The 20050-nt window shown below is 72.4% G+C and carries 12 protein-coding genes and 1 tRNA gene; 8 read left to right on the top strand and 5 right to left on the bottom strand.

The window, feature by feature from the left end; translation table 11 throughout:
* Window positions 1-204: 204 nt before the first annotated feature.
* The 5 genes from ACFVYL_RS00325 to ACFVYL_RS00305 all read left to right on the top strand — a co-directional run bounded on the left by ACFVYL_RS00325 (window position 205) and on the right by ACFVYL_RS00305 (window position 2407).
* Entirely contained in the window at window positions 205-1185 is a 981-nt protein-coding gene (locus ACFVYL_RS00325) for an alpha/beta fold hydrolase (RefSeq protein ID WP_389712040.1), read from the top strand.
* A gap of 47 nt (window positions 1186-1232) precedes the next feature.
* On the top strand, window positions 1233-1613 hold the full coding sequence (locus tag ACFVYL_RS00320; RefSeq protein ID WP_389712039.1) for an MmcQ/YjbR family DNA-binding protein: 381 nt from the start codon (window positions 1233-1235) through the stop codon (window positions 1611-1613).
* A 198-nt stretch (window positions 1614-1811) separates the two neighbouring features.
* Complete coding sequence (locus tag ACFVYL_RS00315; RefSeq protein ID WP_389712038.1) at window positions 1812-2021, top strand: hypothetical protein; 210 nt, start codon at window positions 1812-1814, stop codon at window positions 2019-2021.
* Window positions 2018-2260 (top strand): hypothetical protein, encoded by a 243-nt coding sequence (locus ACFVYL_RS00310; RefSeq protein ID WP_389712037.1) that lies wholly within the window; start codon window positions 2018-2020, stop codon window positions 2258-2260. The genes ACFVYL_RS00315 and ACFVYL_RS00310 overlap by 4 nt, the downstream gene beginning before the upstream one ends.
* A 73-nt stretch (window positions 2261-2333) precedes the next feature.
* A tRNA-Pro gene (locus ACFVYL_RS00305) sits at window positions 2334-2407 on the top strand.
* A gap of 155 nt (window positions 2408-2562) precedes the next feature.
* On the opposite strand, the gene ACFVYL_RS00300 is transcribed toward ACFVYL_RS00305, so the two are convergent.
* The 4 genes from ACFVYL_RS00300 to ACFVYL_RS00285 all read right to left on the bottom strand — a co-directional run bounded on the left by ACFVYL_RS00300 (window position 2563) and on the right by ACFVYL_RS00285 (window position 7230).
* Entirely contained in the window at window positions 2563-2880 is a 318-nt protein-coding gene (locus tag ACFVYL_RS00300) for an acyl carrier protein (RefSeq protein WP_389712036.1), read from the bottom strand.
* Window positions 2881-2912: 32 nt separating this feature from the next.
* The gene (locus ACFVYL_RS00295) at window positions 2913-5309 is read right to left on the bottom strand and encodes a type I polyketide synthase (protein ID WP_389712035.1); all 2397 of its coding nucleotides are present in this window, start codon (window positions 5307-5309) and stop codon (window positions 2913-2915) included.
* A 101-nt stretch (window positions 5310-5410) separates the two neighbouring features.
* Window positions 5411-6325: an alpha/beta fold hydrolase gene (locus ACFVYL_RS00290; RefSeq protein ID WP_389712034.1), complete on the bottom strand. Its 915-nt coding sequence runs from the start codon at window positions 6323-6325 to the stop codon at window positions 5411-5413.
* 38 nt (window positions 6326-6363) lie between these two features.
* The gene (locus ACFVYL_RS00285; protein ID WP_389712033.1) at window positions 6364-7230 is read right to left on the bottom strand and encodes an SAM-dependent methyltransferase; all 867 of its coding nucleotides are present in this window, start codon (window positions 7228-7230) and stop codon (window positions 6364-6366) included.
* Between the two features lie 267 nt (window positions 7231-7497).
* Here ACFVYL_RS00285 and ACFVYL_RS00280 point away from each other — a divergent pair, with 267 nt between their 5' ends.
* Together ACFVYL_RS00280 and ACFVYL_RS00275 are read left to right on the top strand one after the other, a co-directional pair.
* Window positions 7498-9030: a DHA2 family efflux MFS transporter permease subunit gene (locus tag ACFVYL_RS00280; protein ID WP_389712032.1), complete on the top strand. Its 1533-nt coding sequence runs from the start codon at window positions 7498-7500 to the stop codon at window positions 9028-9030.
* A complete protein-coding gene (locus ACFVYL_RS00275; RefSeq protein ID WP_389712031.1) occupies window positions 9008-9619 on the top strand; it encodes a TetR/AcrR family transcriptional regulator in 612 nt (203 codons plus the stop codon). The genes ACFVYL_RS00280 and ACFVYL_RS00275 overlap by 23 nt, the downstream gene beginning before the upstream one ends.
* A gap of 234 nt (window positions 9620-9853) precedes the next feature.
* Here the strand turns inward: ACFVYL_RS00275 and ACFVYL_RS00270 are convergent, their stop codons facing one another.
* Complete coding sequence (locus ACFVYL_RS00270) at window positions 9854-10636, bottom strand: thioesterase II family protein (protein WP_389712030.1); 783 nt, start codon at window positions 10634-10636, stop codon at window positions 9854-9856.
* A gap of 357 nt (window positions 10637-10993) precedes the next feature.
* Here ACFVYL_RS00270 and ACFVYL_RS00265 point away from each other — a divergent pair, with 357 nt between their 5' ends.
* Entirely contained in the window at window positions 10994-20044 is a 9051-nt protein-coding gene (locus ACFVYL_RS00265) for a beta-ketoacyl synthase N-terminal-like domain-containing protein (RefSeq protein ID WP_389712425.1), read from the top strand.
* Window positions 20045-20050: the final 6 nt, after the last annotated feature.

Genomic DNA, 20050 nt, shown 5'->3' with positions numbered 1-20050 from the left:
GTGCGTCCACGTCCGCGCTTGAGCGGATAGCCGCTGTTCGCTGCTAGAAAGCGCTTTCACGGGGCGGGACTCAGGGGAGGTTCCGGTTCGGCGGAGGGTCGATGGGTCGGCAGGGGTGCGCCGGGTCGCCTGCATGACGTCCCGCGTGCGGGGGAGGCTGCTCCGTACAAGCCAGCCAGCCGCACCCTCAGGGAGCCCCTCACCATGGCCGACCGAGCCGATGCCACCACCCCCTCCGCCGCCGCGTACACCGCGGGACTGCTGAACGCGGCGGATGGCGTGCCCGTCGCCACCTACACCTGGCTGCCGGCCGACGGCAGGCCCCGCGCCTACGTCCAGATCGCGCACGGAGCCGCCGAGCACGCCCTGCGTTACGACCGCTTCGCCCGCCATCTGACCGCGCACGGCTACGGCGTGGTCGCCTCCGACCACCGCGGCCACGGCGCCACCGCGCAGGCCACCGGCGGCTACGGCGTCACTTCGGAGGGGACGGACCCGGACGGCGCCGACAGCTGGCGGGCGATCGTCGACGACCTCAAGGCCATCGGCGACCAGGTGCGCACCCTGCACCCCGGCGCCCCGTTCTTCCTCCTCGGGCACAGCCTCGGCTCGATGCTCGCGCGGGACTACGCGCAGGAGTACGCCGACAGCCTCGCGGGCGTGATCCTCTCGGGTACGTTCCGCTCGCTGCCCGGCGCCGACATCGAGGGGGCGATCACCCGCCTGGAACGCGAGGTCACCGAACAGGGCCGCGCCGCCAGGTCCTCGTACGTCTCCGACCTCTTCGCCTCGTTCAACGACGCGTACACCCACCGCACGGGCTTCGAGTGGCTCTCGCGGGACGAGGCCGAGGTCGACGCGTACGCAGCCGACGAACGCTGTGGGTTCGCGTTCTCCGCCGGGCTCTCCCTGGACTGGGTGCGTGCCGTACGGAAGATCAACGACCCGCGCAACATCGCGCGCGTGCCCGCCGATCTGCCGGTCCACATCGCGGTCGGCGAGCAGGACCCCTGCAACCAGGGGATGACGCTGGTCCACGAACTCCTGGAGGACTTCCGGTACGCGGGCGCCGAGGACCTGACGTGGAAGGGCTACCCGGGCGCACGCCACGAGATCCTCAACGAGACCAACCGCGACGAGGTCCAGGAGGACCTGACGTCCTGGCTGGACAAGCGGGTGCTGTGAGGCCCGGATCCCGGTGACTGTCAGTGGCGTTGGCTACCGTTCATGGCATGTCGAAGTCCAGATCCCGTTCCCGCGTGACGTCCGAGGACGTGCGCCGCATCGCCCTCGCCCTGCCGGAGACGGTGGAGAAGGTGGCGTGGAGCATGCCCACGTTCCGGGTGGCCGGAAAGATGTTCGTGACGGTCCCCGACGACGAGACGTCCTTCGCCGTGCGCTGTCCGAAGGTCGAGCGCGACGAACTGGTCCTCGCGGAGCCGGACAAGTTCTGGGTCGCCCCCCACGAGGCGGGTTCCGCCTGGGTGCGGGTGCGCCTCGCGGCGCTGGACGCCGACGAGCTCAAGGACATCCTGGCCGACTCCTGGCGGCAGGCCGCCCCACCCAGGCTCCTCGAAGAGCACCCAGAGGTGGGGGTAGCGGCCACGGAGTGAATATGCAGAGAGCGCTGGCCAGGCCCCAGGGCGTGACAGGCGGGTGAACTCCGCGCCCGGCGCGGGCGCCGTCCTCGGCGGGCCCCGGTGGGCCAGGCCCTCGTGGGGCCCGCCCCGCCGTGAACGCGTTCACCGCTCGCCCTTCCGCCCTCTCGCGCCCGCTTGCCCGAGAAATCGAACGTGTGATCCCATCGAAGTATGCGTCACACCATCCACCGCGAACTCATCCGTACCCAGCGGGAGTGGACCCTCACGTACGAGAAGCTGGCCGAACAGCCGGAGCGCACCGCTCTGCGGCGCCGACTGATCCACCTGACCGCCCGGCTGCACTTCCATCCACGCCTGCGCGATCCTGCCGCCCGCGTGCGGCTGCGCCGCCTGGCGCGGTGTCGCACATCGGACTCATGATGTCCGCGATCGTCGTCCAGCCCGCGGCCCCGGGCGGCGGGCGTCGCGTCATGGTGGGCTCCGTGGCCCTGGGGCTGGCCCACGACGACCGGGATCTGATCGAGTTCCTGAGGCGCGCCGGGCTTGAGGACGCCGAAGGGCTGGTTCTTGGGGATTCGCCGCTCATCGAGTGGCGGGGCGGCGGTCCGCACCAGTACGAGGCCGAGGCCGGCCGCGAGGGCCCCCAGGGAAAGGGGTGAGCGATCACCGGTCTGAGTGCGGTATTGTTTCGGTGCGCGTTCGGCCAGGGGAAACCCCAGGTCACACGGGCACCGGGACGTGGCGCAGCTTGGTAGCGCACTTGACTGGGGGTCAAGGGGTCGCAGGTTCAAATCCTGTCGTCCCGACTCGAGAGAGTCGCAGATCGAGGGCCGTTTCAGAGCAATCTGAAGCGGCCCTCGATTCGTTTTCGGGGGCAACGTCAGGCCCGACGACGACGTACCCGTCGGCAAGCAGGGAAGGCGCCCGGCGGGTGCGGGCACGGGGCGCCTTTTCCGGCGTGTCACGCGGTGGTGTGGGCCAGCTCCTGGCTGAGGTGGTGGGCGAGCTGGCCGGGTGTGGGGTTTTCGACGATGGCCACCATCGCGATCTCCATGCCGGTCAACGTCATGAGGGTCTTGGTGAGTTCGAGGGCGGTGAGGGAGTTGAGGCCGTTCTCCAGGAAGTTGCTGTCGTTGTCGAGGGCCGTGTTGAGCAGCGTGCCGGCCTGGGTGCGGATCGTGTCGGTGAGCAGCTGCTCGCGCTCCTCGGGGGTGGCCGAGGCGAGCTGCTTCTCCAGCTCGGTGGCGTCCTGGCCGGGGGTGTTGCCGGTGCTGGTCATGGATGCTCCTGTGTGAGTGGGTTGTCGGCGTGTCACACCGAGGGGTGCGTGGTGTGGTCGTGCAGCCAGTGGCGCGTGGCCTGGAAGGGGTACGTGGGCAGGTCGACGGCCCGGGGGCGGGCGGTGCGCCGGACGAGCGGGGTCCAGTCGACGGTGCCGCCCGTGGTGTGGTGCCGGGCGAGTGCGACCAGGAGGTCGTGCACCGCGGGCGTGTCGGGGGAGAGGGCGTCGGGGCCGGGCCGTGCGGCGGCGGGGGGTGAGGTGAGGTGGTGGTGCCAGTAGGCGGGGGACGTGAGGGGCGTGTCCGCCGGAGCCGTGCTCGTAAGGGTGAGCGTGGGGGAGTGGAACGTCAGCTGTTTCAGCACGGGTTCGTAGGCGTCGGGCGTGGGCGGCGGCGCGCCGCCCGCCGTGGCCGCGGCGTGGGCGGCGGCCAGACGGCACGCGTCGTCGAGCCCCAGGACCCCCGCGGCGTACGCGGCGGCGATGTGGCCGGCTCCGTCGCCGGTGAGGGTGTGCGGGTGGACCCCGGCTTCGAGGAGCAGCCGGGCGTACGCGACGTGGGCCGCGAAGCGCAGGAGTCCGGCGGGCAGCGGGGCCCCGTGCCGCGTGCCGAGCAGGCCGCAGGCTTCGTCGAAGACGGTCGCGAACAGGGAGAAGGCCGCGTACAGCTCCGCGCCCGGTGCCGCGTCGTCCGACGGCCCGCCGTCGAAGTGCCAGACGATGTTCCCGGGACTCACGGAAGCGTCGTCGGGGGCGCTTCGCACCAGGGCGGGGTGGTCGTCGCCCGCCGCCAACGCGCGGGCGGCGGCGAGCAGTTCGGCGCCGTCCCCGCCGGTGATGACGGCGCGGTGCTCCATCGGGCTGCGGGTGGCGGCGAGCGAGTAGGCGACGTCGGCGGGCGGGGGCGCGGGGTCGGCGGCCGTCAGCTGGGTGACGAGAGCCGCCGCCTGCGCCCGGAGGGCTTCGGGGGTCCGCGCTGACAGGGTCCAGGCCACCACCTGCGAACCGGTGGGCGTCCCGGTCGGCACGTCGTCGAGGGCCGGCGGCTCTTCCAGGATGACCGGCGGCTCTTCCAGGATGAGGTGGGCGTTCGTACCGGACGTGGCGAACGCGGAGATGCCGACCCGCCGGGGTTCCTCGCGGCGGGGCCAGTCGACGGCCTGTGTGAGCAGCTGGACCCCGCCCTTCTTCCAGGCCGCGAGCGGGGTGGGCCGGTCCACGTGCAGGGTCGGGGGGAGTGTGCCGTGCCGAAGGGCCTGGACCATCTTGATGAGTGCGGCGGTACCGGCGGCGCCCTGGGTGTGGCCCGTGTTGGATTTGACGGAGCCCAGCCACAGGGGCCGGTCGGCGGGCCGGTGGGCACCGTACGTGGCGAGGAGGGCCTGGACCTCGATGGCGTCGCCGATGGGCGTGCCCGTCCCGTGCGCCTCGACGGCGTCGACCTGGTCCGGGGCGAGCCCGGCGTCGGCGAGGGCGGCGCGGATCACCTGCTGCTGGGAGGGGCCGTTGGGGGCGGCGAGGCCGTACCCGGCACCGTCCTGGTTCACCGCCGAGCCGCGGATCACGGCGAGCACGGGGTGGTCGTTGCGCCGCGCTTCGCTGAGCCGTTCCAGGAGGACGAGGCCGACGCCCTCGCCCAGGCCCATACCGTCCGCCGCGGCGGCGAACGGCTTGCAACGGCCGTCCGCCGCGAGGGACTTCTGGTGGGCGAACGCGTGGAACGTGTGCGGTGTCGACATGACGGTGCCGCCACCGGCCAGGGCGAGCCGGCACTCCCCGCGGCGCAGCGCCTGGCAGGCCAGGTGGAGGGCGACCAGCGAGGACGAGCAGGCCGTGTCCACGCTGATGGCGGGACCTTCGAGGCCCAGCGCGTAGGCGATGCGGCCAGAGACGAGGCTGCCGGAGGTGCCGCCGCCGAGGTAGGGCAGCAGCTCGTCGGGTGCGGTCTCCAGACGTGTCGCGTAGTCGTGTCCGGTGGCGCCGACGTAGACGCCGGTGAGCGTGGAGCGCAAGGTGTGCGGGGCGATGCGGCCGCGTTCGACGGTCTCCCAGGCGAGATGCAGCATGAGGCGCTGCAGCGGCTCGGTGGCCACGGCCTCGGTCGCACCGATGCCGAAGAAGCCCGCGTCGAAACCGGCCGCGTCGTCGATGAAGCCCCCGAGTTCCGCGTACGGGGGTTCCTCCGGCAGCTCCCAGGCGCGGTCGTCGGGGAATCCGGTGACGGCGTCGCGCCCCTCGGAGACCAGGTCCCACAGGTCGTCGGGGGTGCGGGTCTTGCCCGGCAGCCGGCAGGCCATGGACACGACGGCGATCGGCTCGTGCTGCGCGGCCTCGAGCTCGCGCAGCTGCTGCTGCGTCCGGTGCAGCTCGGCGGTGGTCCACTTGAGGTATTCGACGAGCTTCTCTTCGTTGGCCACGGGATTCGCCACGGGAATGGTCAGCCTTCCTGTTCTCGCGCGTGAAGCCTCAGGTGGGACTGCGTGGGCAGGGGTGAGCCGCGCACTGTGGTTGCCAGGGTTGCCGCGGCTGCTTAAGCGGGTCTAACCCCCGCCTTGCCGCCGGGCCGCGGCGCTCTCGTGGGCGCGGGCAGCTCGCGTGCCAGCAGCAGGAGGTCGGCGGCGATCTCGTCGGGCGCCCCGGCGTGCAGATCGTGGTCGGAGCCGGGGTACCAGCGCACCGTCGCCTGCTCGAGTGCCGCCTCGGCGGCGGCCACCCAGGCGCGCACCTGGTCGGAGAGCCGGGGGATGGCCGGGACGATGGGCAGCAGCCGGACCGGCACGGTGATCTTGGGGTACCAGTCGGCGGGGGCCTCCCGCTGCAGGCTCTCGACGATCGACATCACCTGCTCCGAGGTCAGGCGGGGAACGAGCAGGCCGTCAGGGCCGACGCGGTAGTCCTCGAGGCGCGCCTCGATGGAGGTGTCCGACCACTCGGGGTGGGTGGCCTTCAGGTAGGCGCGCATGTCGGCGGCGCTCGTGGTGCCCTCCTGCGCGCGCCGGACCACCTCGGCGGTGCGTTCCCAGAAGGCGCGCATCACCGGCCCGTCGAATTCGTACCAGCCGCCGTCGATCAGGACGAGACCGGAGACCAGGTCGGGCCGTTCGGCCGCCAGGCGCAGCGCGAGGTGCGCGCCCCAGGAGTGTCCGGCGACCAGGGCGCCGGACAGGCCGAGTGCGGTGATCGCCTCGACCAGGTCCGTGACGACGGCCGCGTTCTCGTACCCGTCCGGCGGCGCGTCCGATGCGCCGTGGCCGCGGTGGTCGACGGCGTAGACCGGGTGTCCGGCGGCGGCGACGCGTTCGGCGACCTCGTCCCACATCCGGGCGTTCGAGAGCATGCCGTGCAGCAGCAGGAACGGACGGCCCGCGGCGCCCGGACCGCCTGCGGGCCGGTGCCGGACGTTGAGGTTGACGGTCGTCGACACGGGGATGCGGAGGTTCTTCACAGGCGGGCCCTTGGGGTGGGAGGGGAGGGCGCGAGGGGTCAGGGGCGCTGTGCGGTGGCGAAGATGTACCCGAGTTCGGGCATCTTGCCGAGGGCCGCCTGGTTGTGCAGGAAGAGCTCGTACCCCTCGACGCCGATGATGTCGACGTACTCGTCCCGGTGGGCGCGGATCCACTCGACGTATCCGTCGTACGTCTTGGCGGTCTCGCGGGTGATGTCGGTCAGTTCGAGGACCGTCCAGCCGGCCGCGCGGAAGATGTCCGGGTACTCGCCGATGTCGGTGAGCGCGGCGTAGATGGTGGTGTCGCTGACGGTGGCGGTCCGCGGCTTGTCGGGGTCGGGGTTGAGGTAGACCATGTCGGCGATGGGCATCCGGGCGCCGGGCTTCACCACGCGCAGGGCCTCGGTGAGGACTTGCTGCTTGTCGGGCATGTGGAGCATGGACTCCAGTGCCCAGCAGTGGTCGAAGGACCCGTCGTCGAACGGCAGGTTCATGGCGTCGACCTGCTCGAAGCGGACGCGGTCGGCGAGCCCGGCCTCCTGTGCCCGGCGGTTGCCGCGCTCGACCTGGCGGGCGCTGACGGAGATGCCGACCACCTCGACGTCGCGGGCGCGGGCCAGCTGCATCGCCGGGGTGCCGTTGCCGCAGCCGATGTCGAGGACGCGGTCCCCGGGGCCGGGGTCGAGGCGGCGGATCATCTCGTCCGTCATCTGCACCATGGCCTGGTCGAACGTGGCCTCCTGGCGGCCGGCGTCGAACCAGTAGCCGTAGTGCAGGTTGCCGTCTCCGAGCTGGGTCATCAGGTCGAAGACCTTGTGGTCGTAGTAGTGGCCGATGTCGCTGGGCTCGGGGGCGACGGTCTTGTTCACCGTCGGGGGCTTCTTGGTCGTCGCGTTCTTCGTCACGGCCTCAGCGTCACGGCGCGGCTCGGGGCGTCACAACCCCACCCCCGCCCCTCAACAGCCCCTATGGCCGTCTCCCGCCCACCCCTAGGGGGCCCTTCATCTCGCGTCCGGGGCGACTGGTGCACGGGCCTTGACGCCTTCCGCGTGGGCCTTGACCCCTTGCACGCGGGCCTTGACGCCTTCCATACGGAACGGGTGGTACCCCTCCGAAAAAAATGAGAGTACGCTCCGACTAGATATTGAGCTCTCTTTAGGAGGTCGACTCTCGTGTCAGATCTGGGTGCGCGGCGGTGGTGGGCCGTCGGAGCTCTCGTACTCGCCTCCATGGTCGTGGGCTTCGATGTGACGATCCTGAGCCTGGCGCTGCCGGCCATGGCCGACGATCTGGGTGCGAACAACGTCGAGCTGCAGTGGTTCGTCACCTCGTACACGCTGGTGTTCGCGGCGGGAATGATCCCCGCGGGCATGCTCGGTGACCGCTTCGGGCGCAAGAAGGTCCTGCTCAGCGCCCTGGTGATCTTCGGCATCAGCTCGCTGGCCTGTGCCTATGCCACGTCGTCCGGCACGTTCATCGGCGCGCGTGCGGTGCTCGGCCTGGGTGCCGCGCTGATCATGCCGACCACGCTGTCGCTGCTGCCGGTCATGTTCTCCGACGAGGAGCGGCCCAAGGCGATCGGAGCGGTGGCCGGTGCGGCGATGCTTGCCTATCCGCTCGGCCCGATCCTGGGCGGCTACCTGCTCAACCACTTCTGGTGGGGCTCGGTCTTCCTGATCAACGTGCCGGTGGTGATCCTCGCCTTCTTCGCGGTCTCCGCCTGGCTTCCGGAGTCGAAGGCCAAGGAGGCCAAACCGTTCGACGTGGGCGGCCTGGTGTTCTCCAGCGTCGGTCTCGCCGCGATGACGTACGGCGTGATCCAGGGCGGCGAGAAGGGCTGGACGGACGTCACCACCCTGGTGCCGACCCTCGGCGGCCTGCTCGCCATCGTGATCTTCGTGTTCTGGGAGAAGAGGGCGGCCGATCCACTGGTCGACCTCTCGCTGTTCCGCTCGGCCCGGTTCACCTCCGGCACCATGCTCGGCACGGTGATCAACTTCACCATGTTCGGCGTGCTGTTCACCATGCCGCAGTACTACCAAGCGGTCCTGGGCACCGACGCGATGGGCAGCGGCTTTCGGCTCCTTCCGATGGTCGGCGGTCTGCTCGTGGGTGTGACGGTCGCCAACAAGGTCGCCAAGGGGCTCGGCCCGAAGACCTCGGTCGGACTCGGCTTCGCGCTGCTGGCCGCCGCCCTGTTCTACGGCGCCACCACGGCCACCGACAGCGGCACCGGTCTGGCCGCCGCATGGACCGCGGTGTACGGACTCGGCCTCGGCATCGCCCTTCCCACGGCCATGGACGCGGCGCTCGGCGCGCTGTCGGAGGACTCCGCCGGCGTCGGATCCGGCGTCAACCAGGCGATCCGTACGCTCGGCGGCAGCTTCGGCGCGGCCATCCTCGGCTCCGTCCTCAACTCCGGCTACCGCGGCAAGCTCGAACTCGACGGAGTGCCCGCACAGGCGCACGACGCGGCCAAGGACTCGGTCTTCGGCGGCCTGGCGGTCGCCCGGGCACTGAAGTCCTCCGCGCTCGGCGACTCGGTGCGCGCCGCGTACGTCCACGCCCTGGACGTGGTCCTCGTGGTGTCCGGCGCCCTCGGCCTGCTCGGTGTGCTCCTTGCCGTGGTGTGGCTGCCCCGCCATGTTGGTCAGAGCACGGCCAAGACAGCAGAATCTGAGCATGAAGCCGCAGACGCAGTCTGACCAGGGCAAAACCGTGCCTGGTCTGAGAGAACGCAAGAAGGCCAAAACGAAGGCCGCGATTCAGCGGGAGGCGGTGCGCTTGTTCAGGGAACAGGGCTACTCCGCCACGACCATCGAGCAGATCGCCGAAGCCGCCGAGGTCGCCCCCAGCACCGTCTTCCGCTACTTCGCGACCAAGCAGGACCTGGTCTTCTCTCACGACTACGATCTGCCGTTCGCGATGATGTTCCAGGCCCAGTCGCCCGACCTGACGCCGATCCAGGCCGAACGGCAGGCCATCAGGTCGATGTTGCAGGACATTCCCGCGCAGGAACTGGCCCTGCAGCGCGAGCGGTTCGTCCTCATCCTCTCCGAGCCGGAGCTCTGGGGCGCCAGCCTGGGCAACATCGGCCGGACCATGGAACTCATGGGCGAACAGGTCGCCAAACGGTCCGGCCGCGATCCGCGCGACCCGGCGGTGCGCGCCTACACCGGCGCCGTGTTCGGAGTGATGCTGCAGATCTCGATGGACTGGGCGAACGACCCGGAGATGGACTTCGCGACCACTCTGGACGAGGCGCTCCACTGCCTGGAAGACCTGCGGCCCTGAGGCGTCGTGCGCGACAGCTGCGGCAGCCGCGTACGACCCCCGCGCCCCTCAATTCCCCCGCAGGGGCGCGGGGACCCCAGGGGGAGAGACGACCGCGCGCGGCCACGGCCCCCCGGCTGCCGCGCCCGGTCCAGCCTGGCGTGCTCCGACTTCCCTCGGCGGAGCACGCCAGGGGCACGTCCCGCGCGGGCGTGCCGGGCGTCGGGGCGCAGGCGGGGGTTCAAAGCCAGGCTCTCAGGTGTCGGCCCCCGCTGCCAGCGCGGCGGTGACGACGGCGGCCACCCGCTCCTGGCAGCCGTCCAGATAGAAGTGACCACCGGGCAGCACCCGCAGAGCGAACGCCGCCGTGGTGCGCTCCCGCCAGGATGCGGCCTCCTCGGGAGTGGTCCGCTCGTCGGCGTCACCGATCAGCGCCGTGATCGGGCAGTCCAGACGCTCGGGCCCCGGCGCCTCGTAGGTGCCCACGGCACGGTAGTCGGCCCGCAGCGCGGGCAGGATCAGCGCCTGCAGCTCGGGGCTGGTGAAGAACCGCTCGTCGGTGCCGCCCATCGCCCGCAGGTGAGCCAGGATGTCCGCGTCCCCGAGCGCCTTCGCCGCACCCGCCGGGCGGTAGGGCCGCGCGATCCCGCCGGAGGCGAACAGGTGCACCGGCAGGCCCGGACCCGACGGGTCCCGCAGGCGCCGCGCCACCTCGAACGCCACGATGGCGCCCAGACTGTGCCCGAACAGAGCGAACGGCTTCCCGTCGCACGGCAGTTGGGGCACCACACCGTCGGCGAGAGCGGCCACCGAATCGAGACACGGCTCCGTATGCCGGTCCTGCCGCCCCGGATACTGCACGGACAGGACCTCCACGCCGGGCGCGAGCAGCCCGGAAAGCCCGAAGAAGTAGCTCGCCGAACCACCCGCGAACGGAAAACAGACCAGCCTCACCGGCGCCGCCGCGGCATCGTGGTACCGGCGCAGCCACACCCCGGCCCCGGTCTTCGGCTCTGCCCGCGCCGTGCTCCTGTCCATCGCGCTCCCTCTCGTCACGAACTCCCTCTCGTCACGCGCTCCCTCTCATCACGCACTGCCGCGGACGCACTGCCGCGGACGCGCTGCCGTACCCGGCCGTACGGCACACCGCGGCGGCCCCCGACGGCGCCGCCGCGTCGTGCGGCCGGGGGCGGGCCGGGTGCCGTACGCCCCTGATGCTGGCCGCAGACCATAGCGCGCGTCTAAAGCGGCAAGCGGCTAGCCGGGGTTTGGTTCGACTTTAGAGACCCCGCCCACGATGAGGCCGGTACTCGTAGCGATCTCCGATTTCGGACCGGGAGCGCCGTTGATGTCTTGTGACAGCCAGTTGTTCCCAGCGCGACCGCAGCTGACGTGATGGCCCCGGTCTCGTCGTCCGCATCCGGCGACCGGTTCGCTCCGGGCGACCCGACCGCCGTCAGTGACCCGTCCGCCCTCGGTGACGCGTCCGCCCCCGGCGAAAGCGTTCGGTCCGAGCCGGTCGCGGTCGTCGGGATGGCCTGCCGACTGCCCGGAGCGTCCGGCCCGGCCGCGTTCTGGCAGCTGCTGAGCGAGGGGCGCAGCGCCGTGCGCGCCGCACCGCCCGAACACCGCCGAGCCGACTCCGGCCTCCACGGGCCCGGCGGATTCCTGGACCGGATCGACGAGTTCGACGCCGCGTTCTTCGGCATCAGCCCCCGCGAGGCCGTCGCGATGGACCCCCAGCAGCGGCTGCTCCTCGAACTGAGCTGGGAAGCCCTGGAGGACGCGGGAATCCGCCCGCCCACCTTGGCGCGCAGCCGCACCGGCGTCTTCGTCGGCGCCCTCTGGGACGACTACACCCACGTCCTGGACCGCAGGACCGAGGACGCCGTCACCCGCCACACCATGACCGGCGTGCACCGCAGCATTCTGGCCAACCGCATCTCGTACACGTACCACCTGGCGGGGCCGAGCCTGACCGTCGACACCGCGCAGTCCTCCTCGCTCGTCGCCGTGCACCTGGCCTGCGAGAGCATCAGGAACGGCGAGAGCGAGATCGCGTTCGCGGGCGGCGTCAACCTCATCTGCTCGCCGCGCGGCACCGAACTGGCCGCGGCCCGCTTCGGCGGTCTCTCGGCCACCGGCCGCTGCCACACCTTCGACGCCCGCGCCGACGGCTTCGTACGCGGCGAGGGCGGCGGCCTCGTGGTGCTCAAGCCGCTCGCCGCGGCGCGGCGCGACGGCGACACCGTCTACTGCGTCATCAAAGGAAGCGCCGTCAACAGCGACGGCTCGACCGACGGCCTCACCCTGCCCAGCGGACCGGCGCAACAAGACGTGGTGCGCGAGGCCTGCCGCCGGGCCCGCGTCACGCCTGACCAGATCCAGTACGTCGAACTGCACGGCACCGGCACCCCCGTGGGCGACCCGATCGAGGCCGCCGCGCTCGGCGCCGCACTCGGGCGGCATGAGGCACGCACCGTCCCGCTGGCCGTCGGCTCCGCCAAGACCAACGTCGGCCACCTCGAAGCCGCCGCCGGCATCGTCGGACTGCTCAAGACGGCCCTCAGCATTCACCACCGGCGGCTCGCACCGAGCCTGAACTTCACCACCCCTCACCCGGCCATCCCGCTGGCCGACCTCGGCCTGAGCGTCCAGCGGCGCCCCGACGACTGGCCGCGCCCCGAACAGCCCCTGATCGCCGGGGTGTCCTCGTTCGGCATGGGCGGCACCAACAGCCACCTCGTCCTGGCCGCACCACCTGCCCCGGCCGATCCCCCGACGACCGCCGCGGCACCCCAGGAACGCGCGCCCCGCCGCAGCACCGCCATGCCCCCCACGCCTTGGCCGATCGGCGCCCACAGCGCCGCCGCGCTGCGCGCCCAGGCCGCAAGGCTGCACGCACACCTGACCGACCGCCCCGCCCCCGACGCCGCCCAGGTCGGCCACGCCCTCGCCACCACCCGGGCGCCCCTTGCCCACCGCGCCGTCCTGCTCGGCGACGGCACCGCCGAGCTGCTCGGCTCCCTGGCCGCGCTTGCCGAGGGGACGGAGACCTCTTCCGTGGTGCGGGGCGAGGCGCACGGCGACGGCAAACTGGCCTTCCTGTTCAGCGGCCAGGGTGCCCAACGGCTGGGTATGGGGCGGGAGTTGTACGCGTCGTTTCCCGTCTTCGCCGATGCTCTCGACGAGGCGTTCGCGGCCCTTGACGTGCATCTCGACCGCCCGCTGCGCGGGATCGTCTTCGGTGATGACGACGGTAGCGGTGGTGCAGACGGGCGCGGTGGCGGTGCTGAGCGGCGGACGCTCCTCGACCAGACCTCCTACACCCAGCCCGCGCTCTTCGCGATCGAGGCGAGCCTGTACCGCCTGGCGGCCTCCTTCGGGCTGCGGCCGGACTACGTCCTTGGCCACTCGGTCGGCGAGATCGCCGCCGCGCACGTGGCCGGCGTCCTCTCGCTGCCGGACGCGAGCGCCCTGGTGACCGCCCGCGGGCGCCTCATGCAGGCGGTGCGGGCGCCCGGCGCGATGGCGGCGTGGCAGGCGAGCGCGGACGAGGCCGCCGAGCTGCTCGCCGGACACGAGGAGCACGTCACCGTCGCCGCCGTCAACGGCCCCGAATCCGTGGTGATCTCCGGTGACCGCGACGCCGTCGAAGCGCTGACGGCCACCTGGCAGGGGCGCGGCCGCAAGGCGCACCGCCTGAAGGTCAGCCACGCCTTCCACTCACCGCAGATGGACTCCGTACTCGACGAACTACGCGCCGTCGCCGCCGGGTTGACCTTCCATGCGCCGGCCATCCCCGTCGTCTCCAACGTCACCGGCGAGGTCCTGACCGGCGTGGAGCAGGCCGACCCCGAGTACTGGGCGCGGCACGCGCGCGAGCCCGTCCAGTTCCTGTCCGGCGTACGGGGGCTGTGCGAGCGCGGCGTGACCACCTTTGTCGAACTCGGCCCGGACGCACCGCTGTCCGCGATGGCCCGCGAGTGCTTCCCCACCACCGAGGACCCGGGCCGTCCGCGCCCGGCGGCGGTGGCCGCATGTCGCCGTGGCCGCGACGAGGCGGGCACGTTCATGACGGCTCTGGCGCAGGCGTATGTGCGCGGCTCCGAGGTCGACTTCGCAGCCGCGTACGGGCCGTTCGGGTCGTTCGGGTCGTACGGCGGCGGGGCCGGTGCCGCCGGTCGCATGAGCCTGCCCACCTACGCTTTCCAGCGCGAGCGCCACTGGCCCGGTGCCCTGTCGGAGCTGGTGGAGCCCGTAGCGGACGAGGACGAGGAGTGTGCCGAGCCTGCGGCGGGCGGCGAGCTCGGGGGCGCGCGGAGCGAGCTCGCCGGGCGGCTTGCCGCGCTCTCGGCCGCCGATCAGGAGCGCACCCTCCTCGGTCTGGTGGCCAAGCACGTGGCCGTGGTGCTCGGCACCGGCTCCGGCGCGGTCGAAACCGCCCGTACGTTCAAGACGCTGGGCTTCGACTCGATGGCAGCAGCCGAGCTGAGTGAACGGCTGGGCGCGGCGACCGGCCTGCCCCTGCCCGCCACGCTCACCTTCGACCACCCGACCCCGCTGGCCGTGGCCACGCACCTGCGGTCCCAACTCATGGGAACCGGAGCCTCGTTGGACGGGGCAAGGGCCCCCGCGGGCGGGCCCGGGACAGCCGACGACCCGGTCGCCATCGTCGCGATGAGCTGCCGCTATCCGGGCGGCGCGGCCTCACCGGAAGACCTGTGGCGGCTGGTCGCCGAAGGCGCCGACGCGATCGGGGAGTTCCCCACCGACCGCGGCTGGGACCTCGACCGGCTGTTCCACCCCGATGCCACCCGGTCGGGCACCAGCAGCGCGCGACAGGGCGGCTTCCTGTACGACGCCGCCGACTTCGACGCCGAGTTCTTCGACATCAGCCCCCGCGAGGCGCTGGCCGTCGACCCGCAACAGCGCCTGCTTCTCGAATGCGCCTGGGAGGCCTTCGAACGGGCGGGCCTGGACCCGCGCACGCTCAAAGGCAGCCCCACCGGCGTCTTCGTCGGCATGACGGGCCAGGACTACGGCCCCCGACTCCACGAGCCGTCCCAGTCCACCGACGGCTATCTGCTGACCGGCAGCACGCCCAGCGTCGCCTCGGGCCGCCTCTCGTTCAGTTTCGGCCTCGAAGGGCCCGCCCTGACGGTCGACACCGCCTGCTCCTCGTCCCTGGTCGCGCTCCACCTGGCGGCCCAGGCGCTGCGGCGCGGCGAGTGCGACCTGGCCCTCGCCGGAGGCGCCACCGTCCTTGCCACACCCGGCATGTTCACCGAATTCTCGCGCCAGCGGGGGCTCGCCCCGGACGGCCGCTGCAAGCCGTTCGCGGAGGGTGCCGACGGCACGGGGTGGGCCGAGGGCGTGGGCCTGGTGCTCCTCGAACGCCTCTCCGAGGCGCGGCGCAGGGGGCACGAGGTCCTCGCGGTGATCAGGGGCTCCGCAGTCAACCAGGATGGTGCGAGCAACGGCCTGACCGCCCCCAACGGCCCCTCGCAGCAGCGTGTCATCCGTACCGCGCTCGCGGACGCCAGGCTCACGGCCGACGAGGTCGACGTGGTGGAGGCGCACGGCACGGGCACCACGCTGGGCGACCCGATCGAGGCGCAGGCCCTGTTGGCCACGTACGGTCAGGGCCGATCCGAGGAACAGCCGCTGTGGCTCGGCTCGGTGAAGTCGAACATCGGCCACACGCAGGCCGCCGCCGGTGTGGCGGGCGTCATCAAGATGGTCATGGCGCTGCGCAACGAGCAACTGCCCGCCACGCTGCACGTCGACGAACCGAGCGGGCACGTGGACTGGTCGGCGGGCGCGGTCCGGCTGCTGACCGAGCCGGTGGCCTGGCCCCGCGCCGAACGCCCGCGCCGAGCCGCCGTGTCCTCCTTCGGCATCTCCGGCACGAACGCGCACCTCGTCCTGGAGGAGGCGCGGGAGGCTGAGGGGACCAGGGGCGGGCGGGAGTCTCGGGGCGAGTCCGGCTGGTCGGTGAAACGTGGTGTGTTCCCGTGGGTGGTCTCCGGGCGCAGCACAGCCGCACTGCGCGAACAGGCCGACCGGCTAGGCGAGTTCGTGGTCGGCAACACGGCTGCGCCGGCGATGGACGTGGGCCGGTCGCTGGTCACCACCCGGTCGGTGTTCGAGCACCGGGCCGTGGTCGTGGGCGGCGACAGGGATGCGCTGACGGCCGGTCTCAGCGCGCTGGCGGCGGGTGAGGCCTCGGCGGATGTGGTGTCCGGGGTTGCGGGGGATGTGGGTCCGGGGCCGGTGTTGGTATTTCCGGGGCAGGGCTCGCAGTGGGTGGGGATGGGGGCCCAACTGCTCGATGAGTCGGCGGTGTTCGCGTCCCGGATCGCGGAGTGTGAGCGGGCGCTGTCCGCGTATGTGGACTGGTCGCTGAGTGAGGTGCTGCGTGGGGATGGGGGTGCGCTGTCCCGGGTTGAGGTCGTGCAGCCGGTGCTGTGGGCCGTCATGGTCTCGCTGGCCGCCGTGTGGGCCGATAGCGGCGTCACCCCTGCAGCGGTCGTCGGTCACTCCCAGGGGGAGATCGCGGCGGCCGTCGTCGCCGGGGCGCTCACCCTGGAGGACGGTGCCAAGATCGTGGCGCTGCGCAGCCGGGCACTGCGGCAGCTCTCGGGCGGGGGCGCGATGGCCTCGCTCGGGGTGGGGCAGCAGCAGGCCGCCGCACTCGTCGAGGGTCACCCCTGCGTGGGGGTAGCCGCCGTCAACGGGCCCTCCTCCACTGTCATTTCGGGCCCGCCGGACCAGGTGTCCTCGGTGGTCGCCGACGCCGAGGCGCGCGGGCTGCGGGGCCGCGTCATCGACGTGGACTACGCCTCGCACAGCCCGCAGGTCGACGCCATCACCGACGAACTGACGCGCCTTCTGGCGGGTGTCCGCCCTGTCGCCGCCTCTGTGGCTTTCTACTCGGCGGTGACCGGGACCCGCGTCGACACCACCAGTCTCGACACCGCCTATTGGGTCACCAACCTGCGGCAGCCGGTACGGTTCGCCGACGCCGTCGGCGCGCTCCTCGCCGACGGGCACCGGGTCTTCATCGAGTCCAGCAGTCACCCGGTCCTCACCCTGGGGCTGCAGGAAACCTTCGAAGAGGCCGGGGCCGCCGCGGTCACCGTCCCGACGCTGCGGCGCGAGGACGGCGGCCTTTCGCGCCTGGCCCTCTCACTGGCGCAGGCCTTCTGCGCCGGGTGCGAGGTCAGGTGGGAGGGCTGGTTCCCGGCCGCTGACCCGGCCGTCCCGGGCTCCCTGGATCTGCCCACGTACGCCTTCCAGCGGCGGCGCTACTGGCTGAACGCCCCCGCAGGCACCCAGGACGCGGCCGGCCTGGGCCTCGCCTCGGCCGGGCACCCGCTCCTCGGCGCGGCCACCGAACTCGCCGAAGGCGACGTACGCCTGCTCACCGGCCGCGTCAGCCGCCACAGCCACCCCTGGCTCGCCCAGCACACCCTTTTCGGCACCGCTGTCGTCCCCGCATCCGTTCTCACGGAATGGGCGCTGCGGGCCGCCGACGAAGCCGGATGCGCGGGCGTCGACGACCTCACGCTCCAGACCCCGCTGACGTTGCCCGATACGGCGGGCGTGCAGGTGCAGCTCGTCGTGGGGCCTGCCGACGCGAGGGGAGGGCACCGCGAGTTCCACGTCTACGCGCGCCCCGAGGACGAGGACGGCCCCGAGGGCAGCGGTGCGCCCTGGACCTGTCACGCCGAGGGCCGCCTGCTCGCGGCGTCCTCCCCGGCGCCGGTCCCGGCGGCCCCGGACGAGGCGGCGTGGCCGCCGGCCGGCGCCGAGACCGTGGACCCCGGCGGCCTTTACGAGCGGGCTGCCGAGGCCGGTGTCGGCTACGGGCCCGCCTTCACCGGGCTGCGTGCCCTGTGGCGGCGGGGTGGGGAGCTGTTCGCCGAGGTGACGTTGGCTCAAGAGGCGCCGGACGCCGCCGGGTTCGGCATCCACCCGGCTCTCCTCGACGCCGCGCTGCACCCCGCGGTCCTCGGTGAGTTGCCCACGGAGGGCGACCAGGTGTGGCTGCCCTTCGCTTTGAGCGGGGTGTCCCTCTGGGCCACGGGGGCCACCTCCGTACGGGTCCGTCTCACTCCGCTGGACGCCGATGAGGCCGAAACGGCCGGAACGGCAGAGCGGGCAGAGCAGGCAGGCCATGCAGAGCAGGCGGGGCAGACCTGGCGGGTCAGGGTGAGTGATCCGACCGGCGCCGATGTGCTGACCTGCGAGAACCTGGTGCTCGTGGCGGCGGGCTCCCGGGAGCTGTGGGCCGCCGGTCGGCGGGCGTCCGAGCTGTACGAGATGCAGTGGATACCGGTACCCGAGCCCGACGGCGCGGAGGCGGTCGACCGCTCGGAGTGGGCCTCCCTGGGGGAGGTCACGGCCCCGGACGCGGTCGATCGGAGGTACCCGGATCCGGACTCTCTGGGCGCGGCCCTGGACGCCGGGGCACCGGCCCCACCGGTCGTCGTACAGTCGCTCGCCACGACCGCCGCTCCTGCGGCCACCTCAAGTGCCGCCGCCGACGAGGACGAGGCCGCCCTCGGTCTGGCGGCGGTGCGGCGGACCACGGACCTCGTCGAGCGCTGGCTCGCCGACGCCCGTCTCGCCGACACACGTCTGGCGCTGATCACGCGCGAGGCGGCCGCCACGGGTGACGGGCACTTCGCCGCTCCCGCGTCCGCCGCCGTACGAGGTGTGATCCGCGACGCGCAGACGAAGCACCCCGGTCGCTTCCTCCTCGTCGACACCGACATCACTCCCGACGACGCACCCACCGACCCGGGACTGGGACGCGCCGTGGCGACGGCACTCGCCCACGACGAGCCCGAAATCGCCCTCCGCGCGGGACGGGTACTGGTACCCCGCCTCGCGGCACTCCCAGACAGCACCACCACCGCCACCGTTGAGAGCGACGAGCGGGCGCCCGACCCCGGCGGCACCGTACTGCTCGCCGGTACGGCCGCCCCACTGGTCGCGGACCTCGCCGACCTCGCCGAACACCTCGTACGCAGCGGACAGTGCGAGCGGCTGCTGCTCGTGTCCGATGACACCGAACTGCATACGTGTGCAGGGGAGTTGTCTACCAAGGGTGTCACCGTGGACGTAGTCGACGCGCACCCGTCGGATCCGGCCGCCCTCGCCGAAGCCGTCGCCGCCGTCGACGCGGAGCACCCGCTGACGGGAGTCGTCCACGTCACTGCCGCCTCGGACATCGCCGTCTCGGACATCGCCGCCTCGGGCATCGCCGCCTCCGCCGAGGCGTGGGCGGCGAGCGCGGGCGTCACCGCGGCCCTGCACGCCGCGACCGCCCAGCTCCCCCTGGCGCTCTTCGCCGTCGTCTCCCCGGCGGGCGCGGACCTGGGCATCACCTGGTCGGCGTTCGCCTCCGGCGCGGACGCCTTCCGTGAGGCGCTCGCCCTGCGACGGCACACCGCGACCACGACGGGCCTGGCCCTGACCTATGGACCGCCCACCGCGACGCGCCCCGGCATCAAGGGTATGGCGCCGGGACACCTGCCCGCCCTGATCGACGCCGCGCGCCGACACGTTATGGGCCGACACAGCATGTGTCGACACGACATGTGCCCACACGACCTGTGCCGACACGACGCGCGCCCCCTCGTCGGGGTCCGGCTCGACCTCCGCGCTCTGGCCGCCGATGACTCCTCCGCCCTGCCCGCACCGCTGCGCGCCCTGTCCGCCGTACAGGTCCCGGCCCGCCGCACCGCCGCCGACCGCAAGCCTCCCACTGACTGGTCCGCCCGCCTGGCAGGCCTGTCCACCGCCGAACAACTCCGGCTGCTCGTCGACGCCGTACGGGCCCACGCCGCCGCGGTCCTCGGCCGCACCGACCCGGAGGCCCTGCGCGGCGACGCCACCTTCAAACAGCTGGGTCTGGACTCGCTGACCGCCGTCGAGCTGCGCAACCGGCTCGTGGAGGACACCGGACTGCGCCTGCCCACCGCCCTCGTCTTCCGCCACCCGACCCCGGTGGCCATCGCCGGACACCTGCGCGAGCGACTGAGCGGCCACAGCAGGCCGACGGCCGGGTCCTTCGGCCAGGTGCCCGCCGGACCCGCCGACGCCGGCATCCTGCTGAGCGACCTGACCCGCATGGAGAACTCCCTGACGGCGCTCGCCACCGAGCTGTCCCACGGGGAATCGGGCGAGATCACCACCCGCCTTGAGTCGCTCCTCGCCCGGTGGAAGACCACGAACGCCACCACCAAAACCACCATGAACGCAGCCACCAACACCACCGCGAACGGCACCATGAACGGCGCCGCAGGCGAGGAAGACAACACCGCCGACCGGCTCAAGGTCGCGTCCGCCGACCAGATCTTCGACTTCATCGACAACGAGCTGGGTGTCGGGCCCGACACCTCGCGCGCGACCCCCACTCCGAAGGCCGGGTGACCCCAC

It is taken from the genome of Streptomyces sp. NPDC058308 (assembly GCF_042880275.1).
Classification (GTDB): domain Bacteria; phylum Actinomycetota; class Actinomycetes; order Streptomycetales; family Streptomycetaceae; genus Streptomyces.
This window is presented reverse-complemented; position numbering and strand designations above follow the sequence as displayed.

Coding starts and splice junctions, on each gene's coding strand:
- ACFVYL_RS00300 (WP_389712036.1), bottom strand. CDS start 2,880: ATGACCAGCACCGGCAACACCCCCGGCCAGGACGCCACCGAGCTGGAG.
- ACFVYL_RS00320 (WP_389712039.1), top strand. CDS start 1,233: ATGTCGAAGTCCAGATCCCGTTCCCGCGTGACGTCCGAGGACGTGCGC.
- ACFVYL_RS00315 (WP_389712038.1), top strand. CDS start 1,812: ATGCGTCACACCATCCACCGCGAACTCATCCGTACCCAGCGGGAGTGG.
- ACFVYL_RS00275 (WP_389712031.1), top strand. CDS start 9,008: ATGAAGCCGCAGACGCAGTCTGACCAGGGCAAAACCGTGCCTGGTCTG.
- ACFVYL_RS00265 (WP_389712425.1), top strand. CDS start 10,994: ATGGCCCCGGTCTCGTCGTCCGCATCCGGCGACCGGTTCGCTCCGGGC.
- ACFVYL_RS00325 (WP_389712040.1), top strand. CDS start 205: ATGGCCGACCGAGCCGATGCCACCACCCCCTCCGCCGCCGCGTACACC.
- ACFVYL_RS00310 (WP_389712037.1), top strand. CDS start 2,018: ATGATGTCCGCGATCGTCGTCCAGCCCGCGGCCCCGGGCGGCGGGCGT.
- ACFVYL_RS00270 (WP_389712030.1), bottom strand. CDS start 10,636: ATGGACAGGAGCACGGCGCGGGCAGAGCCGAAGACCGGGGCCGGGGTG.